At 72.0% G+C, this 25,338-nt stretch carries 22 protein-coding genes; 9 read left to right on the top strand and 13 right to left on the bottom strand.

From position 1 onward, the window contains the following. Nucleotides 1-113: 113 nt before the first annotated feature. Nucleotides 114-2,732, bottom strand: coding sequence for a glycoside hydrolase family 3 N-terminal domain-containing protein (locus ABD126_RS07905; protein ID WP_343933006.1), 2,619 nt, complete (start codon nucleotides 2,730-2,732; stop codon nucleotides 114-116). Nucleotides 2,733-2,925: 193 nt separating this feature from the next. After that, on the bottom strand, nucleotides 2,926-3,504 hold the full coding sequence (locus tag ABD126_RS07900; protein ID WP_343933005.1) for a DUF6891 domain-containing protein: 579 nt from the start codon (nucleotides 3,502-3,504) through the stop codon (nucleotides 2,926-2,928). Nucleotides 3,505-3,576: 72 nt separating this feature from the next. Between ABD126_RS07900 and ABD126_RS07895 the strand changes: the two genes are divergently transcribed. Beyond that, on the top strand, nucleotides 3,577-4,176 hold the full coding sequence (locus ABD126_RS07895; protein ID WP_343933004.1) for an RNA polymerase sigma factor: 600 nt from the start codon (nucleotides 3,577-3,579) through the stop codon (nucleotides 4,174-4,176). Continuing rightward, nucleotides 4,173-5,048 carry a hypothetical protein gene (locus tag ABD126_RS07890; protein ID WP_343933003.1) on the top strand — a complete coding sequence of 292 codons (876 nt, stop codon included), beginning with the start codon at nucleotides 4,173-4,175 and terminating at the stop codon, nucleotides 5,046-5,048. Before ABD126_RS07895 ends, ABD126_RS07890 begins: the two co-directional genes overlap by 4 nt. A 13-nt stretch (nucleotides 5,049-5,061) precedes the next feature. Here ABD126_RS07890 and ABD126_RS07885 read toward each other — a convergent pair whose 3' ends face one another. After that, complete coding sequence (locus ABD126_RS07885) at nucleotides 5,062-5,511, bottom strand: Lrp/AsnC family transcriptional regulator (RefSeq protein ID WP_343933002.1); 450 nt, start codon at nucleotides 5,509-5,511, stop codon at nucleotides 5,062-5,064. A 93-nt stretch (nucleotides 5,512-5,604) separates the two neighbouring features. Between ABD126_RS07885 and ABD126_RS07880 the strand changes: the two genes are divergently transcribed. The 3 genes from ABD126_RS07880 (at nucleotide 5,605) to ABD126_RS07870 (ending at nucleotide 8,230) form a co-directional block, all read left to right on the top strand. Beyond that, nucleotides 5,605-6,402: an LLM class flavin-dependent oxidoreductase gene (locus ABD126_RS07880; protein WP_343933001.1), complete on the top strand. Its 798-nt coding sequence runs from the start codon at nucleotides 5,605-5,607 to the stop codon at nucleotides 6,400-6,402. Further along, nucleotides 6,399-6,815, top strand: a complete 417-nt coding sequence (locus tag ABD126_RS07875) for a nucleoside deaminase (protein ID WP_343933000.1) — start codon at nucleotides 6,399-6,401, stop codon at nucleotides 6,813-6,815. The genes ABD126_RS07880 and ABD126_RS07875 overlap by 4 nt, the downstream gene beginning before the upstream one ends. Nucleotides 6,816-7,564: 749 nt before the next feature. After that, entirely contained in the window at nucleotides 7,565-8,230 is a 666-nt protein-coding gene (locus ABD126_RS07870) for a lytic polysaccharide monooxygenase auxiliary activity family 9 protein (protein WP_343932999.1), read from the top strand. A 101-nt stretch (nucleotides 8,231-8,331) separates the two neighbouring features. Here the strand turns inward: ABD126_RS07870 and manA are convergent, their stop codons facing one another. The 5 genes from manA to ABD126_RS07845 form a co-directional block, all read right to left on the bottom strand. Next, nucleotides 8,332-9,390, bottom strand: a complete 1,059-nt coding sequence (gene manA, locus ABD126_RS07865) for a mannose-6-phosphate isomerase, class I (RefSeq protein WP_343932998.1) — start codon at nucleotides 9,388-9,390, stop codon at nucleotides 8,332-8,334. A gap of 1 nt (nucleotide 9,391) precedes the next feature. Beyond that, nucleotides 9,392-10,327 (bottom strand): ROK family protein, encoded by a 936-nt coding sequence (locus tag ABD126_RS07860; protein ID WP_343932997.1) that lies wholly within the window; start codon nucleotides 10,325-10,327, stop codon nucleotides 9,392-9,394. Between the two features lie 74 nt (nucleotides 10,328-10,401). After that, nucleotides 10,402-11,388: an L-glyceraldehyde 3-phosphate reductase gene (gene mgrA / locus ABD126_RS07855; protein WP_343932996.1), complete on the bottom strand. Its 987-nt coding sequence runs from the start codon at nucleotides 11,386-11,388 to the stop codon at nucleotides 10,402-10,404. A gap of 8 nt (nucleotides 11,389-11,396) precedes the next feature. Then, nucleotides 11,397-12,233 (bottom strand): LacI family DNA-binding transcriptional regulator, encoded by an 837-nt coding sequence (locus tag ABD126_RS07850; protein ID WP_343932995.1) that lies wholly within the window; start codon nucleotides 12,231-12,233, stop codon nucleotides 11,397-11,399. Beyond that, nucleotides 12,230-14,671, bottom strand: coding sequence for a glycoside hydrolase family 2 protein (locus tag ABD126_RS07845; protein ID WP_343932994.1), 2,442 nt, complete (start codon nucleotides 14,669-14,671; stop codon nucleotides 12,230-12,232). Before ABD126_RS07845 ends, ABD126_RS07850 begins: the two co-directional genes overlap by 4 nt. Before the next feature lie 65 nt (nucleotides 14,672-14,736). Here ABD126_RS07845 and ABD126_RS07840 point away from each other — a divergent pair, with 65 nt between their 5' ends. Next, nucleotides 14,737-16,899 (top strand): alpha-galactosidase, encoded by a 2,163-nt coding sequence (locus ABD126_RS07840; protein WP_343932993.1) that lies wholly within the window; start codon nucleotides 14,737-14,739, stop codon nucleotides 16,897-16,899. Here ABD126_RS07840 and ABD126_RS07835 read toward each other — a convergent pair. Genes ABD126_RS07835 through ABD126_RS07820 form a run of 4 tightly spaced genes read right to left on the bottom strand, consistent with a single transcriptional unit; the run spans nucleotide 16,889 to nucleotide 22,186 of the window. Continuing rightward, nucleotides 16,889-17,737, bottom strand: coding sequence for an ABC transporter ATP-binding protein (locus tag ABD126_RS07835; protein WP_343932992.1), 849 nt, complete (start codon nucleotides 17,735-17,737; stop codon nucleotides 16,889-16,891). The two genes, ABD126_RS07840 and ABD126_RS07835, sit on opposite strands and share 11 nt — an antisense overlap. Further along, nucleotides 17,734-19,506 (bottom strand): dipeptide/oligopeptide/nickel ABC transporter permease/ATP-binding protein, encoded by a 1,773-nt coding sequence (locus tag ABD126_RS07830; protein ID WP_343932991.1) that lies wholly within the window; start codon nucleotides 19,504-19,506, stop codon nucleotides 17,734-17,736. The genes ABD126_RS07835 and ABD126_RS07830 overlap by 4 nt, the downstream gene beginning before the upstream one ends. A 15-nt stretch (nucleotides 19,507-19,521) precedes the next feature. Then, the gene (locus tag ABD126_RS07825; RefSeq protein ID WP_343932989.1) at nucleotides 19,522-20,511 is read right to left on the bottom strand and encodes an ABC transporter permease; all 990 of its coding nucleotides are present in this window, start codon (nucleotides 20,509-20,511) and stop codon (nucleotides 19,522-19,524) included. Nucleotide 20,512: 1 nt separating this feature from the next. After that, a complete protein-coding gene (locus tag ABD126_RS07820) occupies nucleotides 20,513-22,186 on the bottom strand; it encodes an ABC transporter substrate-binding protein (protein ID WP_343932987.1) in 1,674 nt (557 codons plus the stop codon). A 155-nt stretch (nucleotides 22,187-22,341) separates the two neighbouring features. Here ABD126_RS07820 and ABD126_RS07815 point away from each other — a divergent pair, with 155 nt between their 5' ends. After that, nucleotides 22,342-23,595: an ROK family transcriptional regulator gene (locus tag ABD126_RS07815; RefSeq protein WP_343932986.1), complete on the top strand. Its 1,254-nt coding sequence runs from the start codon at nucleotides 22,342-22,344 to the stop codon at nucleotides 23,593-23,595. Here ABD126_RS07815 and ABD126_RS07810 read toward each other — a convergent pair. Further along, nucleotides 23,592-24,227 carry a ThuA domain-containing protein gene (locus ABD126_RS07810; RefSeq protein WP_343932985.1) on the bottom strand — a complete coding sequence of 212 codons (636 nt, stop codon included), beginning with the start codon at nucleotides 24,225-24,227 and terminating at the stop codon, nucleotides 23,592-23,594. The two genes, ABD126_RS07815 and ABD126_RS07810, sit on opposite strands and share 4 nt — an antisense overlap. A 119-nt stretch (nucleotides 24,228-24,346) precedes the next feature. On the opposite strand from ABD126_RS07810, the gene ABD126_RS07805 reads away from it, so the two are divergent. After that, the gene (locus tag ABD126_RS07805; protein ID WP_343932984.1) at nucleotides 24,347-24,787 is read left to right on the top strand and encodes a DoxX family protein; all 441 of its coding nucleotides are present in this window, start codon (nucleotides 24,347-24,349) and stop codon (nucleotides 24,785-24,787) included. Between the two features lie 112 nt (nucleotides 24,788-24,899). Further along, nucleotides 24,900-25,328: a YciI family protein gene (locus ABD126_RS07800; RefSeq protein WP_343932983.1), complete on the top strand. Its 429-nt coding sequence runs from the start codon at nucleotides 24,900-24,902 to the stop codon at nucleotides 25,326-25,328. Nucleotides 25,329-25,338 lie beyond the last annotated feature (10 nt).

Genomic DNA, 25,338 nt, shown 5'->3' with positions numbered 1-25,338 from the left:
CCACCGCAGATGTCAATTACTGTTTGAAGTACTGGACCTTTGCGCAGGATTGTGCACCGGTACGAGACCGCGAAAAGGGGCGGCCACCGCGGTGACCGCCCCTTCCCCCAGCGCTAGCCCAGTTCAGCGCACGTTCGCGCGTCCGGGTCGAGGGCCGCCTTCGGCACCCACCGCACGTTCGCGAACGACGCCTGGAACGCCCCGTCCGTGTAGACCAGGAACGGCGTGTTGACGTTCTCCAGGTCCAACCCGCCCTGCGCGAAGCACGACACCGGGATCTTGACCGTCGCCTTCGCCCCGCCCGCCAGGGCGGTGAACAGGCCCGTCGCGTTGACCTCCGCGAAGCACGGGTACTGGCAGTGCGCGCTCACCACGGTCCGGTTGGTCGGGGCCTGGTGCACGACCACGTCGAACACCAGGGCCGCGTCCGCGTTCAGGTACCCGCGCAAGTCCGTGCCACCGGCCGGGTTCTGCGCGTAGACCTGGCCGGGACCGGTGCCCGTCCACGTCGTCTTCAGGGCGTCGCCCTGCACGTTGACGTCCGCCATCACGGTGTTGATGGAGGCGTGCGCCGCCTCGCCGTCGGGGCCGATCTCGGTGCCGCCCCAGTTGTCCGGCGAGCCGATGTAGCTCTTGTACGGGGCGATGTCCTGGCGCACGAAGACTTCCAGGTCCTCGGTCGCCGTGCCGCCGCCACCGTCGCCCGAGCAGCCGAACTGCGGCGACGACTCGTCCAGCACGCCCACGTTGCCGGTCTGCCAGGAGCGCAGGCCGTACCCCGGCTTGAACAGCGGGTCGTAGCCCTCCGCGCCGGGGTTGAGCGGCGTCTGGCACGCGCTGCGCGGCCAGGAGTAGGACAGCGTGCCGGTGTAGCCGGGGAACGTATGCCGCCCGCGCACCAGCAGGTCCGCCACGCCGCCGCCCTCGGTGCCGGGCAGGAACGCCGCGACGAACGCGTCCGAGCGGTTCAGCTCCTTGTTGACGTGCAGCGGACGGCCGGAGATGTAGACGGTGACGACCGGCGTGCCCTTGCCTCTGACCTTGTCCAGCACAGCCAGGTCCTGCGGGTAGAGCTTGGCCGCCTCCAGCGAGCGCTTGCCGATGTCGCCCACGCCCTCGGCGTACGGGGTCTCGCCGATCACCGCGACCACCGCGTCGAAGCCCGCCGGGTCCACGTCGCCGGTCTCCGAGAAGACCACGTTCTCCGCGCCCAGCGCCTCGCGCAGCCCGCCCAGCACCGTGGTGCCGTTGGGGAAGTCCGCGTTGGTGTTGCCGGTGCCCTGCCACGACAGCGTCCAGCCGCCGGTCTGGTTCTGCATGCTGTCGGCGCTCTTGCCGACCACCAGGACCTTGGCGCGCGAGGACAGCGGCAGCACGCGGTTGTTGTTCTTCAGCAGCACCTGCGACCGGCGGACCGCCTCGCGGGCGAGCCGCTTGGCCTCCAACGCCTCCTGCTCGCCGGCGTGCTCGCGCTCCGACGGCTTGACCCCGTCCAGCACGCCGCTGCGCAGCTTGACGCGCAGGATGCGGGTCACGGCGTCGTCGATGCGGGACATGGGGATCTGGCCCGACTCGACCTGCGCGATGGTGTTGGCGATGAACGCCTTCCAGTCGTTGGGCACCATGAAGACGTCGATGCCGGCGTTGACCGCCTGCGGGCAGCTGGCGTTGGTGCAACCGGCGACCTGGCCGTGGCCGTTCCAGTCGGAGACGACCAGGCCGTCGAACCCGATCTTGCCCTTGAGGATGTCGTTGACGGCGAGCTTGGAGCCGTGCAGCTTGCCCTCGTCGATGCCCAGGTCGGTGTTGGTCCAGCTGTTGAACGACACCATGACGGTCTGGGCGCCGGCCGCGAGCGCGCCGTAGTAGCCCTGGCCGTGCACGTTGATCATCTCGGCCTCGGACGACGGGTTCACGCCCTGGTCTTTGCCGCCGATCGTGCCGCCGTCGCCGATGAAGTGCTTGGCGGTGGCCAGCACGTCCACCCGACGGCGGCTGTCGCCCTGTAGACCCTTCACGGCCTCGTAGCCGTAGGCGCGGGTGATCCGCGGGTCCTCGGAGTAGCCCTCGTAGGTGCGGCCCCAGCGGTCGTCGCGGACCACGGCCAGGGTCGGCGCGAACGCCCAGTCCTGGCCGGTGGCGCGGACCTGGTCGGCGGTCGCCTTCGAGATGTCGCGGATCAGGCACGGGTCGTGCGCCGCGCCCAGGCCGATGTTGTGCGGGAAGAGCGTGGCCCCGTACACGTTGTTGTTGCCGTGCACGGCGTCGATGCCCCAGATCACCGGGATGCCGGTGCGGGTGGACTTCGAGGCCGTCCAGTAGGCGTCGGCGAGGTCCAGCCACGCCTGCGGGGTGGCGTGCTTGTCCCGGTTGGGCCACGAGCCGCCGCCGTTGAGGACCGACCCGATGTGGTGCTCGCGCACCTCGTCCGGGGTGATCGCGCCGATCTCCGGCTGGGTCATCTGGCCGACCTTCTCGGCCAGCGTCATGCCCTCGACGAGCTGCCGGATGCGGCGCTCGTCGCCCGGCGAGGACTTGACGCGGCTGGTCACCTTCGGCCAGTCGGACAGCGTGGGCAGGGTCTTCTCGACGCGGGCGCAGCCGTGCTCGGTGCGGGGCTCGCCGACCACGGGCTGCTGCGGCGCCGCGGTCGCGCTCCCGGTGACCACCGTTGCGGAGGCCAGGACCACGGCGAGCAGGGCGCTCAGGTGTCTGCGACGTGTGCGGGACATCGGTTCGTCCGTTCCTCGACGGCTTTGTCGCGCCCGATCCTCATCGGCGCAACTGTCTCGGTCAAGACTTCCGTGGGAGCGTTTCCGCGCAGGTCAGGGTTCCGGTACTCCGGGCCGGGTACCGGGACTGGGCCGGTCAGCCGACGCGGGGTGGGCGGCGCGAGCGGGCGGGCGGCGTGGATGTCTGCGGCGGTCAGCCGACGGGCAGGCGCAACCGCCAGTCCAGCGGTTCGACGAGGATGCGCGTGTCGGGCGAGCCGTCCCACTCCACCGGCAGGCCCGCGGCCCGCAGCGCCCCGGCCACCTCCCGGCCCACGGCGGCCGTGTCGTCCGGCGAGCCCGGCAGCGACCCGTAGGCCAGGAACAGCCCGCCGCCGGCGACCGCCCGGACGGTGTCCTGCTGGTGGAAGAAGACGAACCCGCGCGCGCCCGGCCCGGCCTCGTCCCCGATCTCGGCGATCCCGCACGACCGGCAGCACGCGAAGTCCGCCCGCGCCACGACGCCCCGCACGTCCAACTCCTCGAAGGCCGCCAGCAGCCGGTCCACGTCGGTGGTCGCCGGCCACTCCGCCTGCTCGGCCACCCGCGCCGCCCACAGCCGGTCCACCAGCGCCGTCACCTCCGACTCCGGCAGCGCCTCCTCGACGTGGTCCAGCACGTCGCCCACGACCTCCTCGCGCGAGCGGAACCCGCCGTGGACCAGTTCCAGGGCGAACTCCACCGCCTCGGCGCGGACGTCCTCGGGCAACGGCTTGTCGTTCGTGTTCTGCACCCGCCGCATCCTGCCGGCGACCACCGACAAGACTGGCGGCAACACTTCCGCACCGGGTGGACACGAACAGGCATGACGACCGAAGACCCCGACGACCGCGCGCTGTGGGCGCAGGCCGCGGCGGGCAGCGGGCACGCCTTCGGGGTGCTGTTCGACCGGCACGCCAAGGCGGTCTACAACCACTGCTTCCGGCTCACCGCGTCCTGGGCCGCCGCCGAGGACCACCTCCAGGCCACGTTCCTGCTGGCCTGGCGCAAGCGGGACCGGCTGCGGCTGGAGCGCGACTCGGCCCTGCCCTGGCTGCTGGCCGTGGCCACCAACGTGGTGCGCAGCGACCGCCGCTCGACCGCGCGCCGGCTGCGGCTGTTCCACCGCGTGCCGGTGGAGCAACCGGTGCCCGACCACGCCGACCTGGTCGCCGAACGGGTGGACGACCAGCGCCGGATGCGGGAACTGCTGGCGGCGGTGGACCGGCTGCCCCGCGGCGAGCGCGAGGCGCTGGCCCTGTGCGTGTGGTCGGGCGTGTCCTACGCCGACGCCGCCGCCGTGCTGGGCGTCGCCGAGGTCAGCGTCCGGTCCCGGGTCAGCAAGGCCAAGGCCCGGCTGGGCCGGCTGCTCGCCCGGCACCCCGAGGTCGTCCCGCTCGCCGCACTCACCGTGGAGGACCGATGAACACCACGCTCCCCCCGGCCCGCGACCTGCCCCCCGGTCGCCAGGCCGAGATCCGCGCCCGGGTCGAGCGCGCTGTGACCGCGCGCCGGCCGTTCCGCTTCGCGCCCCTGGTCACGGCCGTCACCGCGGTGGGCGCGGTGGTCGCCGTCGTGGCGTTCCTCCAGCCCTGGCAGCGCAACGACGCCGTGGACCCGGCCCAGTCCGCCGCGACGGCGCCGGTCACGACGACGAGCCCCACGCCGACCACGCCCGTGATCGCCGGGCTGACCTCCCAGCGGATCGCCGAGATCGAGGAAGGCTGCGTCAAGATCTCCACCGGCTCGGGCAAGGGCACGCTCTACCAGTACGGCGAGGACGAGGCCGGCAAGTGGGCCCTGGTCTACACCGAGAGCGCCGCGCTGATCTGCACCATCGACGGGCCGTCCATGCCTTACAACGCGGGCTTCAGCACCGTCCGGGACCTGGCGTGGATGACCGACCCCGTCGCCATCGACGCCAACGGCGGCAGCGCGGGCGGCGACGTCCTGGGCAACAAGGAGATCTACCGGGGCCTGCACGGCACCGCCTCGGCAGCCGGCCGCGTCACGCCCGAGGTCGGCCGGGTCACGTTCACCTACGACGGCCAGACGGTCGATGCGACCATCGCCAACGGCACCTTCGTCGCCCGCAACATCTTCCCCGCCGACTGGTCGATCCCGGCGGAGGACGGCTTCGAGGTCCGCGCGTACGACAAGGCCGGCAAGCTGCTGGCGTCCAGCGTGGACCTGGGGAAGAAGTGCTTCGCCACGCCGGACGGCCGGGTGGTCCACGGCGCGTGGAACATGGCGGACCAGGACGTGACGAAGTGCTCGAAGGCCGTGCGGTGGAAGTGAGCCCGGCGGCGGGTCACTCCGGTTCGGCGACCCCGCGGTAGGGCAGGGTCTGCCGGTAGACGATGTTGGTCGTGGTGCTGCCGAACGCGGTCAGCTCGTTGACCACCCGCTCCAGGTGGGGCATGGAGGTGGCGGCGACCTTGAGCGTGTAGCAGTCCTCCCCGGTGGTGCGCAGGCACTCCAGGACCTCGGTGCGTTCGGCGAGCAGCCGGTGCAGGGGTTCGTGCCGGTTGCCGGGGTACTTCAGGCGCACCACGGCCAGCACCGGGTAGCCGACCTTGTCCAGGTCCACGGTGGCCCGGTACCCGGTGACGACCCCGGCCGCCTCCAGGCGCTTGACCCGCTCGGTGGTGGCGGAGGGGCTGAGGTTGACCCGGCGGCCCAGCTCGGTGAGGGCGATCCGGCCGTCGGTCTGCAACTCCGCGAGGATCGCCCAGTCGGTCGGGTCGAGGGTCTCGGTCATCAGCGGAATCTACCGTGGATCTTGCGGCTCGGGCCGCGATCTGCCGTGGGTTCTCTGTTCAGGTCGCGATCTTCCGGCCCTAGGGTTGGGCCTGTGCGAATCGGTGTGAACGTCCCGAACTTCGGACCCGGGACCACTCCCCCGGTGCTGCGCGACTGGGCGCGGACGGTGGAGGGGTTGGGGTTCGACCTGCTCATGGTGTCCGACCACGTGGTGGTCACCCCCGACGTGGCGGAGCAGTACCCGGAGCCGTTCTACGAGCCGTTCACGACGTTGTCGTGGCTGGCCGGCGTGACGGAGCGGATCACGCTGGGCACGACCGTGCTGATCGCGCCGTACCGGCACCCGCTGCTGGTGGCCCGCATGGCGGCGAACCTGAAGGCGCTGAGCGGTGACCGCCTGGTGGTCGGCGTCGGCGTCGGGTGGGCGCGCCAGGAGTTCGCGGCGCTCGGCGTGCCGTTCGAGGCGCGCGGGCGGTTGACGGACGAGGTGGTGCGGGCGTTGCGCGGCGTGGACGTTCCCGTGTGGGTCGGCGGGCACAGCGACGGCGCGCTGCGGCGGACCGTGCGGTTGGGCGACGCGTGGCACCCGTTGCGGCTGACGCCGGCGGGGTGGCGGGACGGCGTGCGCCGGTTGGCCGCCGTCGCCGAGGCCGAGGGCCGGCCGATGCCCGCGCTGGCGCCAAGGATCCTGTTGCGGCTGACCGACGGTGTCGAGGACCGGCGCATGGGCGAGGGCACGGTCGAGCAGGTGGTGGCGGACTTGGAGACACTGCGGTCGGACGGCGCCGAGGCCGTGGTCCTGGACCCGTTCGTCGGCGACCCGGCCGAGACGCTGCACCCGGAGGTGGCCTGGCAGGCGCTGGCCACGGTGAGGAAGGAGTTCCGGTGAAGGAAGAGCACCTGCGGCGGGCGATCGCGCTGGCGGCGGAGGCGCGGGAGAGCGGCAACCCGCCGTTCGGTTCCCTGCTGGTCGGACCGGACGGGACGGTGCTCGCGGAGGAACGCAACACCACCACGACCGACGCCGACATCACCGCCCACCCGGAGCTGAAGCTGGCCCGATGGGCGGCACGGGAGTTGGACCCGGAGACGGCCGCCGGGACGACCATGTACACCAGTTGCGAGCCTTGCGGGATGTGCGCCGGGGCGTTGGCGCGGTCGGGGATCGGCCAGGTGGTGTTCGCCCTTTCCACCGAACAGCTCAACGGCTTAAGGCCTTCCGGTGGGTTCCCCGTCGTTCCTTCTGATGGTCCTCACCTTTACGATGAGGCTTCTTCTCCCGTTTCTGGTTTTTATTCTTAGCGCTTCGCTTTTTTGGACGCGCTTCGCGCTCTCGGGATTTGTCGCGCTGGCGCGCTCTCAAGATTAAAAGCGCCTCGCCGGCGGGCAGGCCCCCGGGGAGGAAGAGCGTCGGTCTTCCCCCCGCACGGCCTGCCAGAGGCAACCACCCTTTGGTCTTCTGTGCAACCGGTGAAGCGTGGTTGCACAGAAGACCAAAGCGCGGTTGGGCTGCGCCCAGGCCGTACGGGGGAAAGACCGAGGCCCTTCCTTGGCTAAATAGCCCGAAGAAGAGCCCGCGCTGCGCGCGGAGGCCGGGCGCACCACCGGTGACGAGCGGACCGACCCGACTCCTGGCGCCGAAGGCGCCACCGTTTTGGCTATCAGCCACAGGAAGGGCCTCGGTTCGTTCCCCGTACGGCCTGGGCGAAGCCCAACCGCGCTTTGGTCTTTTGTGCAACCACGCTTCACCGGTTGCACAAAAGACCAAAGGGTGGTTGCCTCTGGCAGGCCGTGCGGGGAACGAACCGACGCCCTTCCCACCCCCGGGGGCCTGCCCGCCGGCGAGGCGCTTTTGATCTTGAGAGCGCGCAGCGCGTCAGACTTGGGAGCGCGCCAGCGCGTCAGGCCCGAGAGCGCGAAGCGCGACCAAGAAAGCGAAGAGCAGAAGCGTCTCGACAGGCAACGAGGGTTCACAGCAGGTGACCAGTCCGCTACCTTGAGGAACTGGGAGCGCTCCCAGTCATCGAACATCCTCATCGTGGAGGACACACATGACCTTCAGACGCGGTTTCCGGGGCCTCGGCGTCGTCTCGGCGGTGCTGGCGGTGTTCGCCGCCGGGCTGGTCGCGTTGATCACGCCCGGCGTGGCCGGCGCGCACGGGTCCGTCACCGACCCGCCCTCGCGCAACTACGGCTGCTGGCAGCGCTGGGGCAGCGACCACCTGAACCCGAACATGGGTCAGACCGACCCGATGTGCGCCCAGGCCTGGAAGACCGACCCGAACGCCATGTGGAACTGGAACGGCCTGTACCGCAACGGCGTCGGCGGCAACCACCAGGGCGCGCTGCCCAACGGCCAGCTGTGCAGCGGCGGCCTCACCGAGGCCGGCCGGTACCGGGCGCTGGACGCCGTCGGCGCCTGGCAGGCCGCGACCAAGCCGCGCCAGTTCACGCTCACCATCACCGACCAGGCCCGGCACGGCGCGGACTACCTGCGCGTCTACATCACGCGCCAGGGGTTCGACCCGACCACCCAGCCGCTGAGCTGGAGCAACCTGGAACTGGTCACCTCGACCGGCCGCTACCCCACCACGGGCCTCTACCAGGCCCAGGTCAACGCGGGCAGCCGGACCGGACGGCACGTGGTGTTCACGATCTGGCAGGCCAGCCACATGGACCAGGCCTACTACCTGTGCAGTGACGTCATCTTCCAGTAGGGGGTGACCGGGTGCGGCGGCCGACCAGCCGCCGCACCCGCCGTCGGCCACCCGGCCGCCGCGCCCGCCGTCGGCTACCCGGCCGCCGCGCCCGCCGTCGGCTACCCGGCCGCCGCGCCCGTCGTCGCCCAGTAAGCCCGCCCGTCCCCGGCCACGCTCGTCTTGTGCCCGTGCGGCAGGAAAGCCGCCTCCCCGGCCGACAGCACCAACCGGTCACCGCCGCGCGCCAACTCCACAGAACCCCTGACGCACAACAAGAGTTGCGGACCCCGATCGTGCAGAACTGCACCAGGCGACACCGCGTGCAGCCTGAACTCGGGTTCCGGCGTCGGATAAGTCCTCAAAGGACCGTCCTCTTCGCCGTCCAGGACAAGACCGGGCGTCGACTCGACCAGGTCGAGCACCATCCGCACGTCCACCGGCTTGGACGTCAACCCGGCCCGCACGACGTTGTCGGAGTCCGCCATCAACTCCACACCCGTCCCACGCAAGTGGGCATGCGGCACACCCGCCGCCACGTACACACCCTGACCCGGCCGAAGCGCGACGTGGTTCAACAGGAGCGCGGCGACCACACCGGGATCACCCGGGTAAGTCGCGGCCACCGAACCCAACCAAGCAGGCGGGTCCACCAGGTCGACCGGCTCGTGCAGCGCCCAACGCAACGCGCCACGCAAGTCCCCCGCAGCCACCAAGTCCCGCAAAGGCCCGAAAGCCGCCCCCAAAGAGTCCAGCAGGACCACGGTCTCCGCCGGGTCGCGAAAGCCGGCCAGGGTCTCGAACTCGGTCAACGCCACCAAGATCTCCGGCTTGGGCCGGTCGTCCCCGAAGACGCCCGCCGCGTGCCCCGACCTGGCCTGCTCACGGTCGGGGTGCACCTGGAGCGACAACGGCGTCTCCACCGCCAACACCTTGAGCAAGAACGGCAACCGAGGACCGAAGGCGGCCAAAGCCTCCCGCCCCAACGTCCCCACCGGGTTGGCGGCGACATACCGGTCCAACGGGGTCCCGGCGCCCCTCAGGAGTGAAGGCGCGGACGGGTGGGCACCCACCCACAGCTCGGCCTCCGGCGACGAACTCGGCGGCGCGCCCCGCAATGCAGCCAGCGCCGTGCGCGAACCCCAGTGGTAGTTGCGGATGGTCGTGTCCAGGGCGCGCATGTCAGAGCACCACCGGGGTGCGGTCACCCACCAAAGCCGCCGCGCCGATCAGACCGGCGTCCACGCCCAGGGTGGCCGGCCGGACCTCCACCGCCCGCATGAACTCCAACCCGGGCCACGCCGCCAGCGGACCGGTCACGGCCGGCTCCAGCAGGTCCCAGGCCTGGGCCACGCCGCCGCCGATCACCACCCGGTCGATCTCGCACAACGCGGCGGCCACCGTGATCACGTGGGCGACCGCCGCGCCGGACCGGTCGAACGCCGCCCGCGCCACCTCGTCACCCGCCCGCGCCGCCGCCGCCAGGGCCACGCCGTCCGCCCGCCCGCCCGGACGCCACCCCTGGTCCACCGCCCACCGGACCATCGACGGGCCGCTGGCGATGGCCTCCGCGCAACCCCTTGCGCCGCAACGGCATTCCGGACCGGCCGGGTCCACGACGAAGTGGCCGACGTGGCCCGCGTTGCCGGACGTGCCGAAGTGGGCCTTGCCGTCGAACACGAAACCGCCGCCGATCCCGGTGGACACGACCATGCCGAGCAGGCACCGGCTACCCCGGCCGGTGCCGTGGTGGTACTCGGCCAGCGCCATGCACTGCGCGTCGCCGCCCAGCCGCACCGGGAGGCCGGGGACCAGCCCACCCACCCGCTCCACGATCGGGAACCCGCGCCAGCCGCCGATGTTGACCGGGCTGACCGTGCCGGTGCGCAGGTCCATCGGCGCGGCGGACGCGATGCCCGCGCCCACCAGCACCGGGTCCCCGGCGAGCAGGTCGCGGACGATGTCGGCCAACGCCTGCCACACGACCTCGCCGGCGCCGGCGGGCGTCGGGGTGGTGCGGCGGGCGGTGATCGTGCCGTCCGGGGCTACCAGCGCCGCGGCGAGCTTCGTGCCGCCCACGTCGATGGCGAGCGCGAGCGGGTCGTGTGCTGAGGCCATGAGTCGAGTTAACCGGTTAAGTGAAGTCGGGGCAAGATGACAAACAGGACAGAAAACGGTGTGGCGCAAGCGGTTCAGCCACGGAGCACCCGTTCGATGTCGGACAGCTCCGCGGTGCTGAAGTCGAGGTTCGCGGTCGCGGCGACGTTGTCCTCCAGCTGGCGCACGCTCGACGCGCCGACCAGCGCGGAGGTCACGCTGCGCAACACCCACGCGATCGCCATCTGCGCCAGCGTCTGGCCGCGTCGGGCCGCGATGTCGTTGAGCGCCTTGACCTTGCCCAGGGTCGCCTCGTCCAGGTTGGCGCTGCCCAGGAACGGGCTGGGACCGGCCGCGCGCGAGCCCTCGGGGATGCCGCCCAGGTAGCGGTCGGTCAGCACGCCCTGCGCCAGCGGCGAGAACGCGATGCTGCCCGCCCCCACCTCGTCCAGCGCGGCCAGCAGGCCGTCCTCGATCCACCGGTTGACCATCGAGTACGACGGCTGGTGGATCAGCAGCGGGGTGCCCAGGTCGCGCAGGATCGCGGCGGCGGCGCGGGTCTGGTCGGCCGAGTAGTTCGAGACGCCCACGTAGAGCGCCTTGCCCTGCCGCACGACGTGGTCCAGCGCGGCCATCGTCTCTTCCAGCGGCGTGTCCGGGTCGGGGCGGTGGTGGTAGAAGATGTCCACGTGGTCCAGACCCAGGCGGCGCAGCGACCGGTCCAAAGAGGACACCAGGTGCTTGCGCGAGCCCCACTCGCCGTAGGGGCCCTCCCACATGTGGTACCCGGCCTTGGTGGAGATCAGGATCTCGTCCCGGTGGGGCGCGAGGTCCTCGGCGAACAGCCGCCCGAAGTTCTCCTCCGCCGACCCCGGCGGCGGGCCGTAGTTGTTGGCCAGGTCGAAGTGGGTCACCCCGAGGTCGAACGCGCGGCGCAGGATCGCCCGCTGGGTGTCCAACGCCTTGTCGTGGCCGAAGTTGTGCCACAGGCCCAGCGACACCGCCGGCAGCTTGAGGCCGCTGCGGCCGGACCGGCGGTAGGGCATGGCGTCGTACCGCGTCGGCGCGGCGGTGTGGCTCATGGTTCTCCTCAGGCGGGAGGTGGGGCGGTGCTCTCGCGCGGCACCAGGGTCGCGGTCGGCGACCAGCGCTCGGTGACCGGCGAGCCGTCGATCAGTTCCAGCACGGACTCGGCGACCGACACGCCGAACTGGTGCACGTCCACGCTCATGGTGGTGAGCGCGGGCGAGGCCAGCCGGCACAGCGTGGAGTCGTCCCAGGCGACCAGGCTCAGCCGCTCGGGCACGGCGACGCCCCTGGCCTTGGCCGCGCCCAGGCCGGCGACCGCCATGACGTCGTTGTCGTACAGGATCGCGGTGGGCGGCTCGACGGCGTCCAGCAGTTCGGCGGTGAGCTTCGCGCCGGACTCCTCGGAGTAGTCGCCCTCGACGACCACCGGTTCGACGCCCGCCTCCGCGCACCCGGCGAGCAGCGCGGCGGTGCGCGCCCGGGTGTGCAGGAGGTTCTCCGGGCCGCTCACCCGGGCGATCCGGCGGTGGCCCAACTCCAGCAGGTGGGCCAGGGCCTCGCGGACCGGCCCGGCGTCGTCGGTGCGCACGGCGGGCACGGCCAGCTCGTCCGGCTCCCCCACGTACACGGCGGGCAGGCCCAGTTCGCGCAGCACGGCCGGGCGGTGGTCGGCCGCGGTCCGGTTGACCACGACCACCGCGTCCACCACGCCGCCCGCGGCCCAGCGCCGGTAGGCGGCGATCTCCGCGTCCTCCGCGCCGACGATGTGCAGCAGCACCGACTGGTCGCGCTCGGCCAGCCGCTCCTCGATGCCCGCGATGAACTCCATGAAGAACGGCTCGGCGCCCAGCAGCCGCGCGGGGCGGGCCAGGACCAGGCCGACGGACCCGGTGCTCATGCCCGCACCGCGCACAGGCTGTTCGCCGACCTCAGCACCAGCGGGCCGGTCAGGGCGGCCGGGTCCAGGCGCTCGGCGGTGCGCACGAGGAACGAGTGCTCCTCGCCGGCGACCAGCGTCACCAGGGCGTCGTCCACCTCGGCGTCCGGCGCGACGCGGTCGGCCAGCAGCGCGACGTCGCGCGCGAACGACGTGGCCGCCACGTCCACCCGGTACCCGCCGGGCACCGGCACGGCGGTCGCGGTCAGCGGCGACGGGTCGTAGGCGAGTTCGACGTCCTCGCGGAACAGGTGCACGGCACGCGCGTCGGCCGTGGTCGCCACCAGCACCTCCCGCTCCGCGTCGGCCGGGGTCAGCAGCTCCGGCGCCAGGTCCAGGACGGCCACCGACCGGGCGGGCACGTCCAGCACGAGCTTAGCCGCCGCGCGCTCCTCACCGGCGAACGTCCGCCGCGCCGCGACGACCTCGCCGGTCCAGACCTCGTCGGTGTCGTTGACGGCGACCAGCGCGTCCCGCCCGTCCCGCGGCTGCACGGTCAGCAGGCGCGGCGCGAAGGCGTGCCGCAGCGCGTAGTACAGCGGTTTGGGCCGCTCCTCGCCGTCCACCGCCGCCCAGGACGTGACCGGCCAGCAGTCGTTGAGCTGCCACACCAGCGCGCCGGCCGTGCGCGGCCAGTGCGACCGGAAGTGCTCGACGCCGAACGCCACCGCGCGGGCCTGGTTGAGCTGGGTCGCCCAGTGCCAGTCCTCGAACGCCTCGGGCACCGGCAGGTGCGGCGCCAGGCCGCGTTCCAGCTTGCCGTTGCCGTCCTCGGCCTTCTGGTGCAGCAGGAACGCCGGGCTCGTCGGCGACAGCGGCTCGTCGTGGATCCACGCCGTGAGCGTCGCCCACGTCGGCGGGCCCTGGAAGCCGAACTCGGAGCAGAACCGGGGCGCGAAGTCGCGGTAGCGGGTGTAGTCGACCCGGTTCCAGACCTCCCACTCGTGGCGCGTGCCGTGGGTGTCGAGGTTGGGGTGCAGGTCGCCGGGGCTGTAGGGGCTGCCCGGGGCGTACGGCCGGGTCGGGTCGAGTTCGGCGACGATCGCGGGCAGCAGTTCCCGGTAGTACTTCAGGCCCCACGTGCGGCCCTGGAGCTGTTCGGGCCAGCCCCAGTCGGCGAAGCCCCACAGGTTCTCGTTGTTGCCGTTCCACAGGGCCAGCGAGGCGTGCGGGGTCAGCCGGGCGACGTGCTCGCGGGCCTCGGCCTCGACCTCCTCCCACAGCGGGGACTCCTCGGCGTAGGCGGCGCAGGCGAACGGGAAGTCCTGCCAGACCAGGACGCCGCGCTCGTCGCACACGTCGTAGAAGTCCTCGGACTCGTAGAGCCCGCCGCCCCAGATCCGCAGCATGTTCATGTTCGCCGCCACGGCCTGGTCGACGCGGCGGGCGAGGCGGTCGCGGGTGATCCGGGTGACGAAGTGGTCGTCGGGGATCCAGTTCGCGCCCTTGGCGAAGATCGGCTTGCCGTTGACCACGAAGGTGAACGGGGTGCCGATGTCGTCCGGGGTGGTGTCCACGGTGATCGTGCGGAAGCCGATGCGGCGGTGCCACCGGTCGGCCGGTCCCCCGGCGTGGAGGGTGAGGTCGAGGTCGTAGAGGGGGTGGTCGCCGTGGCCGACGGGCCACCACAGGTCGGCGTTGGGCACCAGGACGGTGAGCACGGCCTTGTCGCCGTCGACGGTCGCGGTCTCCGAACGACCGTCCACAGTGGCCTCGACGGTCAACGGGCCGTCGGACGCGCGGTCGACGGTGACGTGCACCTCGACGCGGCCGGCGCCGTCGTCGTCCACGGTGACCAGCGGGCGGACCTCGGCGAGGCGCGCGGTGTCCCAGCGCTCCAGCCGGACCGGCCGCCAGATGCCGGCGGTTTGCAGGTCGGGACCCCAGTCCCAGCCGAACGAGCAGGCCATCTTGCGGATCGCGTTGAACGGGTGCGCGTAGGCGCGGTCGCGCCAGCCCAGCGCCTCTTCCTGCTCTTCGGCGTAGGCCAGCGCCGACCGCAGGGTCACGACGAGCTGGTTCCCGCCGTCGCGCAGGTGGTCGCGGACGTCGAACCGGTAGGACCGGTGCATGTTGGCCGTGCTGCCCAGGACCGCGCCGTTCAGCTCGACGGTGGCCACGGTGTCCAGGCCGTCGAAGGCGAGGTCCACGCGCTCGCCCGGCCGGGCGGCCTCGGCGGTGAAGTCGAGGGTGAAGCGCCAGTCGGCGCGGTGCGCCCAGGCCAGGTCGGCTTCGTTGCGGTCCAGGTACGGGTCACCGATCAGGCCCGCGGCGAGGAGGTCGAGGTGCGCGCTGCCGGGTATCCGGGCCGGGACCTCGACGTTCGCGATGTGCTCGGGGATCGGGCCGCCCACCGCGCGGAGCCGCCAACCGTCGTGCAACAGGGTCCTCCGGATCATAGCCCGATTCTTACGCCAGCAACTAAAGTAAGTCAACGAAGTATCCCCTGCCGAGAGGAACAGACGTGGCCGACGTGACACACCTGCGCGCTGCGGGCGTCAGCCTGGTGCTCGACCACCGCGGGGGCACGCTGCCCCGCGTCCTGCACTGGGGAGCCGACCTGGGACCGGTGGACCTCGACGCCCTGGCCCTGGCCGCCGCGCCGCAGCCGCACGGGTACGCCGTGGACGGGCCGGTCGAGGTGGCCGTGGTGCCCGAGCAGTCCGCCGGGTGGCTGGGGACGCCCGGCGTCGTGGGCAACCGGGGCGGCCGGCACTTCTCCACCGCGTTCCGGGTGGTGGCGGTCGAGGGCGCGCCGGCGGAAGCCGCCGCGGTCGGGGGCGCGCCGGCGGAGGGCCGGGGCGGGGCCGTCGCGTTCCGGGCGGTGGATGCCGAGGCGGAGCTGGAGCTGTTGTTGGAGGTCGAGTTGACCGGCTCCGGGCTCGTTCGGCAGCGGGCGGCGCTGACCAACACCGGGGACTCCGACTTCGCGGTGGACGCGCTGTCGGTGACCCTCCCGGTGCCGCCGGAGGCCGTCGAGATCCTCGACTTCACCGGCCGGTGGACGCGGGAGCGCAGCCCCCAGCGGACCCGGTTCACCCAGGGCCTGCGGGTGCGGGAGAACCGGACCGGGCGCACCGGGTACGACTCGGCCTTCCTGATGGCCGCCGGCACCGCGGGCTTCGGCAACCGGTCCGGCGAGGTCTGGGCCGTGCACACGGCCTGGTCGGGCAACCACCGGACGTTCGCCGAGCGCACCCGCCAGGCCGTGGCGCTGCTCGGGTCGGGCGAGCTGCTGCTGTCCGGCGAGGTCGTGCTGGCGCCCGGCGAGACCTACCGGTCGCCCTGGCAGTTCGGGTCCTACGGCGTGGGCCTGGACGCCGTCTCCGCGCGGTTCCACGAGTGGCTGCGCGCCCGACCCACCCACCCGCGCTCGCCCCGGCCGGTCGTGGTGAACACATGGGAAGCGGTCTACTTCGACCACGACCTGGCGCGGCTGAAGGCGTTGGCGGACAGGGCGGCCGAGGTCGGCGCCGAGCGGTTCGTGCTGGACGACGGCTGGTTCGGCTCCCGCCGCGACGACACGCGCGGGCTGGGCGACTGGCACGTGTCCGACGAGGTGTGGCCGGACGGGCTGGGCCCGCTGGTGGACCACGTCGCCGGCCTGGGCCTCCAGTTCGGCCTGTGGGTCGAGCCGGAGATGGTCAACGAGGACTCCGACCTGGCCCGCGCCCACCCGGACTGGATCTTGCGCGCCGGCGACCGCCTGCCCCGGCGGGCGCGTCACCAGCAGGTGCTGGACCTGGCCCGCCCCGAGGCCTACCAGCACATCCTGGACCGCCTGGACGACCTGCTCACCACGTACCCGATCGCCTACCTGAAGTGGGACCACAACCGCGACCTCGTGGAGGCGGGCCACCACGGCCGCGCGGGCGTGCACGGCCAGACCGTCGCGGTGTACCGGCTGTTGGACGAGCTGCGCCGCCGGCACCCGACCGTGGAGATCGAGTCGTGCTCCTCGGGCGGCGCGCGGGTGGACCTGGAGGTCCTGCAACGCACCGACCGCGTGTGGGCGTCGGACTGCATCGACGCCCTGGAGCGGCAGTCCATCCAACGCTGGACGAACGTGCTCGTGCCGCTGGAGCTGATCGGCTCCCACGTCGGCTCCGACACCTCCCACACCACCCACCGGCGGCACCCGTTGGACTTCCGGGCGGGGACGGCCCTGTTCGGCCACTTCGGCATCGAATGGGACCTGACCGCCGCGACCCCGGAGGAACTGGACCGCCTGACCGCCTGGGTCGCCCTCTACAAGGAGGTCCGGGGCCTCCTGCACACCGGTGTCGCCGTGCACGGCGACCACCCCGACCCGGCCGTGGCCGTGCACGGGGTGGTCGCCCGGGACGGGGCGGACGCGGTCTTCGCGGTCGTCTCGACGGCGACGTCGGACGTGTGCCCGACCGGCGCCGTGCGGCTGCCCGGCCTCGACCCGGACCGCTCCTACCGCGTCCGCCCCCTGCCGCCCGGCGACGTGCCGGACGGGAACCCGCACCACTGGGGCATCGCGCTGCCCTGGTGGGACCGCGACCTGGTGCTGCCCGGCCGCGTGCTCGCCGCGGCCGGCGTCCAGGCCCCGGTCCTGTACCCGGAGCGGTTGGTGCTGCTCCGGGCGACCGCTACCGGCTGAGCCCGGCGGTGTAGTGGTCGTACGGGGGCGCGGCCCCCGCCTCCTCGACGTCGGACGGGTCGATGTCGAGGAGGCGGCCCCGGGCGTCCGGGTCGGGCGCGGCCGAGGCGAGGATCTTCGTGTACGGGTGCCGCGGGTTCAGGATCACGTCGTCCGCCGGTCCACGCTCGACCACGCGCCCCTTGTAGAGCACCAGGATGTCGTCGGAGAAGTGCCGCGCGGTGGCCAGGTCGTGCGTGATGTAGAGGACCGCGAGCTGTTCCTCGCGCTGCAAGCGCGCCAGCAGGTTCAGCACGCCCAACCGGATCGAGACGTCCAGCATCGACACCGGCTCGTCGGCCACCACGACCTTCGCCCCCGGCGCGAGGGCGCGGGCGATCGCCACCCGCTGGCGCTGCCCGCCGGACAGCTCGTGCGGACGCCGGTGCGCCATGTCCGCCGGCAGGGACACCCGTTCGAGCAGCCGCCGGACCTCCGCCTCGCCGTGCGGGCGGCCGTGCAGCTTCAACGGCCGCTCCAGGTGGTGGGCGATGGTGTGGAACGGGTTGAGCGAGGCGAACGGGTCCTGGAAGACCATCTGCACGTGGTCCCGGTAGCGCCTGCCCGGCACGGCGGCCCCGTCCGCGGTCACCGTGATCGACCCGCCGCTGGGCTTCTCCAGCCGGGCGATCATGCGGGCGATGGTGGACTTGCCCGACCCCGACTCCCCGACCAGCGCGACCGTCCGGCCCGGGGTGAGGGTGAACGACACCCCGGCCACCGCGCGCAACCGGACGCGCTTGAGGCCGACCCGGACGTGGAAGTCCTTGACCAGGTCCTTCGCCGCCAAGTCGGTCACAGCGCACTCCCGGAGGTCTCGCGGACGAACGCGCCGCGCTCGCCGGTCAGGCTGGGGAAGGAGTCGAGCAGCTTGCGCGTGTACGGGTGCGCCGGCCGGGCGTGGACCTCCTCGGCGGTGGCGTACTCGACCACCTCGCCGTCCTTCATCACGGCGATCCGGTCGGCCAGCTCCAGCAGCAGCGGCAGGTCGTGGGTGATGAACAGGACCGCGAACCCGATCTCGTCGCGCAACCGGAGGATCTCCCGCAGGATGCCCCGCTGCACCACCACGTCCAGCGCGGTGGTCGGCTCGTCCATGATCATCACCTGCGGGTCGAGCAGCAGCGCCATCGCGATCATCACGCGCTGCCGCATGCCGCCGGACAGCTCGTGCGGGTAGGACGACAGCCGCCGCACGTCCACGCCGACCAGCCGCAGCACCTCCGCGCACTTCGCCCGCCGCTCGGCCTTGCCCAGCTCCGGGCGGTGGGTGGTGAGGACGTCGTCGAGCTGCGCCCGCACGGTGGTGACCGGGTTGAGGGCGTTCATCGCGCCCTGGAACACCATCGACAGCTTGGACCAGCGGAACGCCCGCAGCTCCTCCGGGCCCAGGGCCAGCACGTCGACGTCCGTGCCGTCCCGGTCGTGGAAGGTGACCGACCCGGTGGTGACCTCGGCCGGCGGGCGGTGCAGCCGGTTGACGGCGTAGGCCAGGGTCGTCTTGCCGCACCCCGACTCGCCGGCCAGGCCCAGGATCTCCCCGCGCCGCAGGGTGATCGAGACGTCCTTCACCGCGTGCACCGGCGTGCCGACCCGGTAGACCACCGACAGCCCGGCCACGGTGAGCACCACGTCGTCGGACGGGCGGGGAACCGGTTGCGCGACCCGCTCGACCTCCTTGCCGCGCTTGGGGACGTCCCGCAGCTTGGGGTTGATGATCTCGTCGATGCTGAAGTTCACCAGCGCCAGGCCGCACCCGAACAACGCGATGATCAGGCCCGGCGGCACGAACCACCACCAGGCGTCGCGCTGCAACGCGAACCCGTTCTGCGCGTAGTACAGCATCGTGCCCAGCGTGGACGAGTTGGACGCGCCCAGCCCGAGGAACGACAGCCCGGCCTCGCTGAGGATCGCGTACACCACGGAGAACACGAACTGGGAAGCCAGCAGCGGCAACAGGTTCGGCAGGATCTCCACGGTGATCACCCGCCACGCGGGCTCACCGGACACCCGGGCCGCCGCCACGTAGTCGCGGTTGCGCAGCGACAACGTCTGCGCCCGCAGCACGCGCGCGGACGCGGCCCACCCGGTGACGGCGAGCACCACCGCGATGGTCCACGACCCGCGCTGGTCGGCCGGCACGAACGCGGAGATGACGATCACCAGCGGCAGGCCGGGGATCACCAGCATCACGTTGGAGAACAGGGAGAACGCCTCGTCCACGTACCCGCCGGCGTAGCTGCCGACGATGCCGAACAACGCGGACAGGACCGTCGCCATCAGCCCGACCAGCAGGCCGATGTAGAGCGAGCCCCGGGTGGCGTGGGCGAGCTGGGCCAGGATGTCCTGGCCGGTCAACGTCGTGCCCAGCGGGAAGTCGCCGCCGGGCGGGGTCAGGCCGAGGTCGCGGATCGTCGTCGGGTCGCCCGCGAACAGCGGCCCGAGCACGCCGAACAGGGTGATCACGGCGATCAGGCCGAAGCCGACGAGCAGCTTGGGCGACCGGCGCGGCAGCATCGACCGCCACCCGCGCGGGGCGGCGGCCGGCACGGTACTGGGGTTGGTCACGGTGGCGCTCCTGGCTCAGCCGCTGACGCGGGTGCGCGGGTCGATGACGGCGTACAGCAGGTCGACCACGAGGTTCGCGCCGAGCACGGCGACCGTGATCACCAGGAAGATGCCCTGCATCAGGGCGTAGTCGTTGTTCTGCACCGCCTGCAACAGCTTCGAGCCGATGCCCGGGTAGGAGAACACCTGCTCGGTGATGATCGACCCGGCCACCACGAAGCCCAGCGAGATCGCGAACCCCGCCACGGACGGCAGCACGGCGTTGCGCGCCGCGTACCGGACCATGATGCGGGAGTCGCGCAGCCCCTTGGCCTTCGCGGTGAGCACGTAGTCCTCGGACGTGGTGGACACCATCATGTTGCGCATCCCCAGCAGCCAGCCGCCGACCGACGACAGCACGATCGTCAGCGCCGGCAGCGTTCCGTGGTAGATCGCCGACCCGAGGAACTCCGGGTCCCAGCCCGGCGACAGCACCACGTCGTAGCCGCCCAGCAGCGGGAACCACCCGAGCCCGGAGGCCAGCAGCGCCACCAGGATCAGCGCCAGCCAGAAGTACGGCACCGCGGCGAGGACGGTGGTGGCGGGCACCAGGCTGTCCAGCCAGGTGCCGCGCCGCCAGCCGACCAGCGTGCCCAGGACGACGCCGAGGACGAAGGACAGGAACGTCGCGATCCCGACCAGCACCAGCGTCCACGGCAGCGCCTCCGCGATGATGTCGGCCACCGGCGTCGGGAACGAGCTGACCGACACGCCGAGGTCGCCGCGGAACATGTTGCCCAGGTAGGAGAAGTACTGCGAGAGCAGCGACTCGTCCGACCCGGAGCCGAGCAGCAGCTCGTACGCCCGGCGGGCCGACGGGTCCACCGTGCCGCCGCGCTGGGCCAGCTTCGCCATGAGGATGTCCACCGGGTTGCCCGGCATGAGCCTCGGGATGAAGAAGTTCAACGTCAGCGCGGCCCAGAAGGCGACCAGGTAGAACGCGAGCTTGCGGGCGTAGTAGCGCATGTCAGCTCGCCGGCTTGAGCTTCAGGAAGATCTCGGAGTGCTCCGGGCGCGCCCACACGGCCGGGAACGCGTACAGGTCGTCCTTGGTGGGCCAGCCGGTGAACTTCTTGGCGTTGTACTCGCTGGTGGTGCCGGCGGTCAGGATCGGGATGTAGGGCACCAGCTCCTCGATGCGGGTCTGGATGACGTCGAAGTGCGGCTGCCGCTTGGCGTCGTCCTTCGGGTCGATGCCCTTGAGGGCGGCCAGGGCGCCGTCGATGGCCGGGTCGCTGACGCGGGCGAAGTTCGGGTTGGCGATCTCGCCGACCTTGGCGGTGGTGGCGGTGCTGTAGAAGTAGGAGGCGTTGTAGAACGGGTCGGGCGCGGGGCCCTGGTGCAGGGCGTCGATGAGCAGCTCGTACTGGCCGCGGCCACGCGCGTCGGACCACTCGTTCCACGACACCTGCTGCGGGGTGATCTTGATGCCGACCTTCTGCAGCTGCTGGCTCATCGTCTCGACGGCGGTGATGTAGTCGGTCCAGCCGGCGACGACCTTGAGCGTCAGCGCGAGCGGCTTGCCGTCCTTCTGGTAGATGCCGTCGCCGCCCTTGGTGTAGCCGGCGCCCTCCAGCAGGGCGGTGGCCTTGGCCTCGTCGGCCTGCATCGGGGCGGTGCGCTCCTTGAGCTTGGCGGAGACCTGGTCGCTGTCGCGTTCGAGCAGGGCCGCGCCGGGGGAGATCTCGCTCGCGGTGTTCTCGAAGGCGAGCTGGTTCACCTGGGTGCGGTTGATGCCGTGGTAGATGGCCTTGCGGACGGCCACGTCGGTCTGCGGGCCCTGGCAGCCCAGGGCGGCGTTGGAGCAGGTGAACAGGGCGGCCTGGTTCATCGGGATGGTGATCGCCTTGTACCCGGGGTAGTTCTTCTCGACGTTCTTGATGTCGGGCACGGGACCGGTCTGCCAGTCGATCTGGCCGGCCTTCAGGGCGGCCTCACCGGACTGGTTGCCCGACAGCGCCAGGTAGCGGACCTTCTTCAGCGCGGGCTCGCCGGCGTAGTAGGTCGGGTTGGCCTTGAGCGTGAACGCCTGCGGCTTGAACTCGTCGAGCTGGAACGGGCCGGTGCCGACCGGTTCCTTCACGACGTCGGTGGCGGGGGTGGCCAGGCCGGACCACTTGTGCTTGGGCACCATCCAGATGCGGCCGAGGATCTGCGGACCCTCCATGAAGGACGGTTCGGCGAACTTGATCGACACGTGCGTCGAGTCGACGGCGGTGGCGGCGCCCTTGTAGCCGGTGCCGTTCATCGCGGCGTTCTTGGTGATCATGTCGAGGGTGAAGACGACGTCGTCGGCGGTGAACGCCTGCCCGTCGGTCCACTTGGCGTCGTCGCGCAGCTCGATGTCGAGCTGGGTGCCGTCGGCGTTCCACGTGAACGCCTTGCCCAGGCGCGGGCGCGGCTCGACGTCGCGGATGTTGTTGTAGAAGAACAACGGCTCGAAGATCGTGCCGGGGCCCTCCAGGGCGGTCGGGGAGAACGGGTTGAAGTTGAGCTGCCAGTCGCCGGACTGGCCGGTGTAGACGACGAGCGTGCCGTCCCCTCCGGCCGACGTGCTCGACCCGCCGCACGCCGTGGCCAGCATGGCCAGCGCGGCGAGCCCCGCCGCCACCGCCCGTGAACGCTTCGCCTTCAGGAACATCGTCGATTCCTCTCGTGGCCGGTCCCGCGTTGAGCCAGATTGTTAAGTCAACGAAGAAACGAAGTCAACACCTCGCCGTCATCTGGCGGCCAAGTTGCTACCCTTCGACCGACGAACGAACTAAGACGCTCGCGACCGATCCCGGGGGAGCCGCGATGAGCCAGCACGCCAGCAGCAAGGCGGCGGTGCTGGACGTCATCCGGGCGGCGGGCACCATCAGCCGCGTCGGGCTGATCAGCGCGACCGGGTTCACCGGCGCGACCATCTCGACCGTGGTCCGCAGGCTCATCGACGAAGGCCTGGTCGTGGAGACCGGGCGCGCGGAGTCCACCGGCGGCAAGCGGCGCGTGCTGCTCCAGCTCAACCACGCCTCCCGCTACGCCGTCGGCGTGCACCTCGACCACGCCGGCATCACCTACGTGCTGACCAATCTGGGCGGCGCGGTCGTGGCCCGCATCTCGCGCGCGGGAGCCGGCGCGGCCGAGCCCGCGACGGTGGTCAACCGGATGTCCGCCGAGGTGACGGCGTTGATCGAGGGCGTGGGCGTCGAGCGCGAGCGGGTCCTGGGCGTGGGGCTGGTGTCCCCCGGACCGCTGAGCGCGGCCACCGGGATGGGCCTCACCCCGCCCGCGATGCGCAAGTGGGAGGACTACCCCCTCGGTCAGGCCCTGGAGCGCGCCACCGGCCTGCCGGTGGTGCTGGACAACGACGCCACCGCCGCCGCGCTGGGCGAGCACTGGTCGGGCGGCATCGGCGGCACGGCCATCTCCGCGGCCCTCTACATGGGCACCGGCATCGGCGCGGGCCTGGTCATCAACGGCGTCACCTACCGCGGGGCCAGCGGCAACGCCGGCGAGATCGGCCACACCTGCGTGGACGCCAACGGCCCGGACTGCTGGTGCGGCGCACGCGGGTGCGTCGAGGTCCTGGCCGGGCCGGCGGCCGTGGTCGCGGCGGCGCGGGCGGACCCGGCGCTGTCCCGGTCGGCCGGCCTGACCGGCCGCGCCCGCTCGGTGTCGACGGACTTCGCGGCGGTGAGCCGCGCGGCCCGGCGGGGCGAGCCGTCGGCGCTGGCGATCCTGGAGCGCTCGGCCCGCTACATCGCGGCGGCGGCCCGGAGCCTGGCCAACGTCATGGACCTGGAGGTCCTGGTGCTGACCGGCCCGAGCTTCGCCATCGCGGGGTCGGTGTACCTGCCGATCGTGCGCGAAGAGCTGGACCGGGCCTTCTTCTCCCGGGCCGCGCACGCGGTGGACGTCCGGCTGTCCCGGCACGCGGCGACGGCGTCGGCGATCGGCGCGGCGGCCCTGGTCCTCCAGTCCGAACTGGTGCCGCTGTCGGAGGGCCTGAAACTCCCCGACAACCTGGCCGCCGCCGAACCCGCGCCGCTCCCGGTCACCGGGGCCTAGCCGCGGCGGGCCGCCCAGAGCAGGCCGCGTTCGACGATCGTCCGCACCTGCGGCACGTCCAGGTCCTCGGGCGCGTGGCCCGGCGTGCACACGAACACCCGGCCGGCGCCCCACCGCCGCGTCCACACCGCCGGCACCGTCACCGGCCGGTCCCACGCGCCCGCGGGCTGGAACGTCGTGGTCGCCAGCACGTCGTTGAGCCCGTCGGCCAGCACCCAGTACTGCTCGGTGCGCAGCGCGAACCCGTCGAGCCCCGCCACCACCGGGTGGTCCGCCACGACCTCCACCCGGTGGTCCGCGAAGTCGCCGGGGTGCGCGACGAACTGCCCGCCCACCAGCCACATGTACTCGCGCGTCCCCCGGAACGAGTCCACGATCCCGCCGTGCCACCCGGCGAACCCGGTCCCGCCGCGCACCGCCGACTCCAGGCCGGCGAACTGCTCGGCGGTCAGCACGCCGTCGCTCCAGCACTGCACGACCAGGTCGTAGCCGGCGACCCCGGCCGCGTAGACCTCAAGCGACCCGGACACGTCCACGGCGAACCCGGCGTCCCGCAGGAACGGGATGAACCGCTCGGTCGCCTCGACGGGCCGATGCCCGTCCCACCCACCGCGCACCACCAGAGCCTTCACCGGCCCCAACCTACCTGACCTGCGGAAACAAAAAACTTCAAAAAAGTTCGGCGGACGTGTCGATCCGACGGGGGTCCCGTTCGACGCGTAGGCGAGACCACCGAGAAGGAGTTGACGAGATGACCACCGCGACCACCCGCACCGAGTCCGCCACCGCCGACCGCACCGCCGCGTCGCCCCAGCGCAACGACCTCGTGCTCGGGGCGTTCCGGGTCGTGGTGTCCTTCCTGTTCGCCTGCCACGGCCTGCAGGGCTTCGGCCTCCTCGGCGGCATCGACGGGCAGGGCGCCGCCGTCCCGGTCGGGTCCTTCCCGGGCTGGTGGGGCAGCGTGCTGGAGGTCGGCTGCTCGGTGCTCGTGCTGCTCGGCGTGGCGGCCCGGCCGGCCGCCGTGCTGGCGTCGGGCGCGATGGCCTTCGCCTACTTCGTCTACCACCAGCCGACCGCGCTGCTGCCGCTGCACAACCTGGGCGAGCCGGCCGCGCTGTTCTGCTGGTCCTTCCTGCTGATCGCCGTCCTCGGCCCGGGCCGCTACACCCTGACCCGCCTGTTCCGCCGCTGACCGGCCCGTCGACCGGCCTGGTTCACGGCACCACCGCTCGTACCCGAACCACCAGCACCGCCCCACCGACTCCGCGAAGATGAGCGGGTCGCACTCCGAAAGGGACAAGAAGATGCGTTTCATGGTGATCGTCAAGGCGACCGCGGACTCCGAGGCAGGCGTCATGCCGAGCGAGGAGATGATCAGCGAGATGACCGCCTTCAACGAGGAGCTGGTGAAGTCCGGCGTCATGCTCGCCGGCGAGGGCCTGCACCCCAGCTCCAAGGGCGCCCGCGTGTACTTCGACGGCGACCAGCGGACCGTCGTGGACGGGCCGTTCGCGGAGACCAAGGAGCTGATCGCCGGGTTCTGGCTGCTGGAGGTCAAGTCGTTGGAGGAGGCGGTCGAGTGGGTCAAGCGCGTGCCCAACCCCACCGGCGAGCAGTCCCAGATCGAGATCCGCCAGGTCTTCTCCCCCGAGGACTTCGAGATGTCCGACGAGCTGAAGGACCGCGAGGCCGCGCTGGCCGAGCAGATCAAGGCGCAGCAGGCCGCGAAGTAACCACCACCCG

It is taken from the genome of Saccharothrix mutabilis subsp. mutabilis (assembly GCF_039521145.1).
Lineage (GTDB): Bacteria > Actinomycetota > Actinomycetes > Mycobacteriales > Pseudonocardiaceae > Actinosynnema > Actinosynnema mutabilis.
The sequence above is the reverse complement of the archived record's forward strand: the minus strand, read 5'-3'. Positions and strand labels throughout refer to the sequence as shown.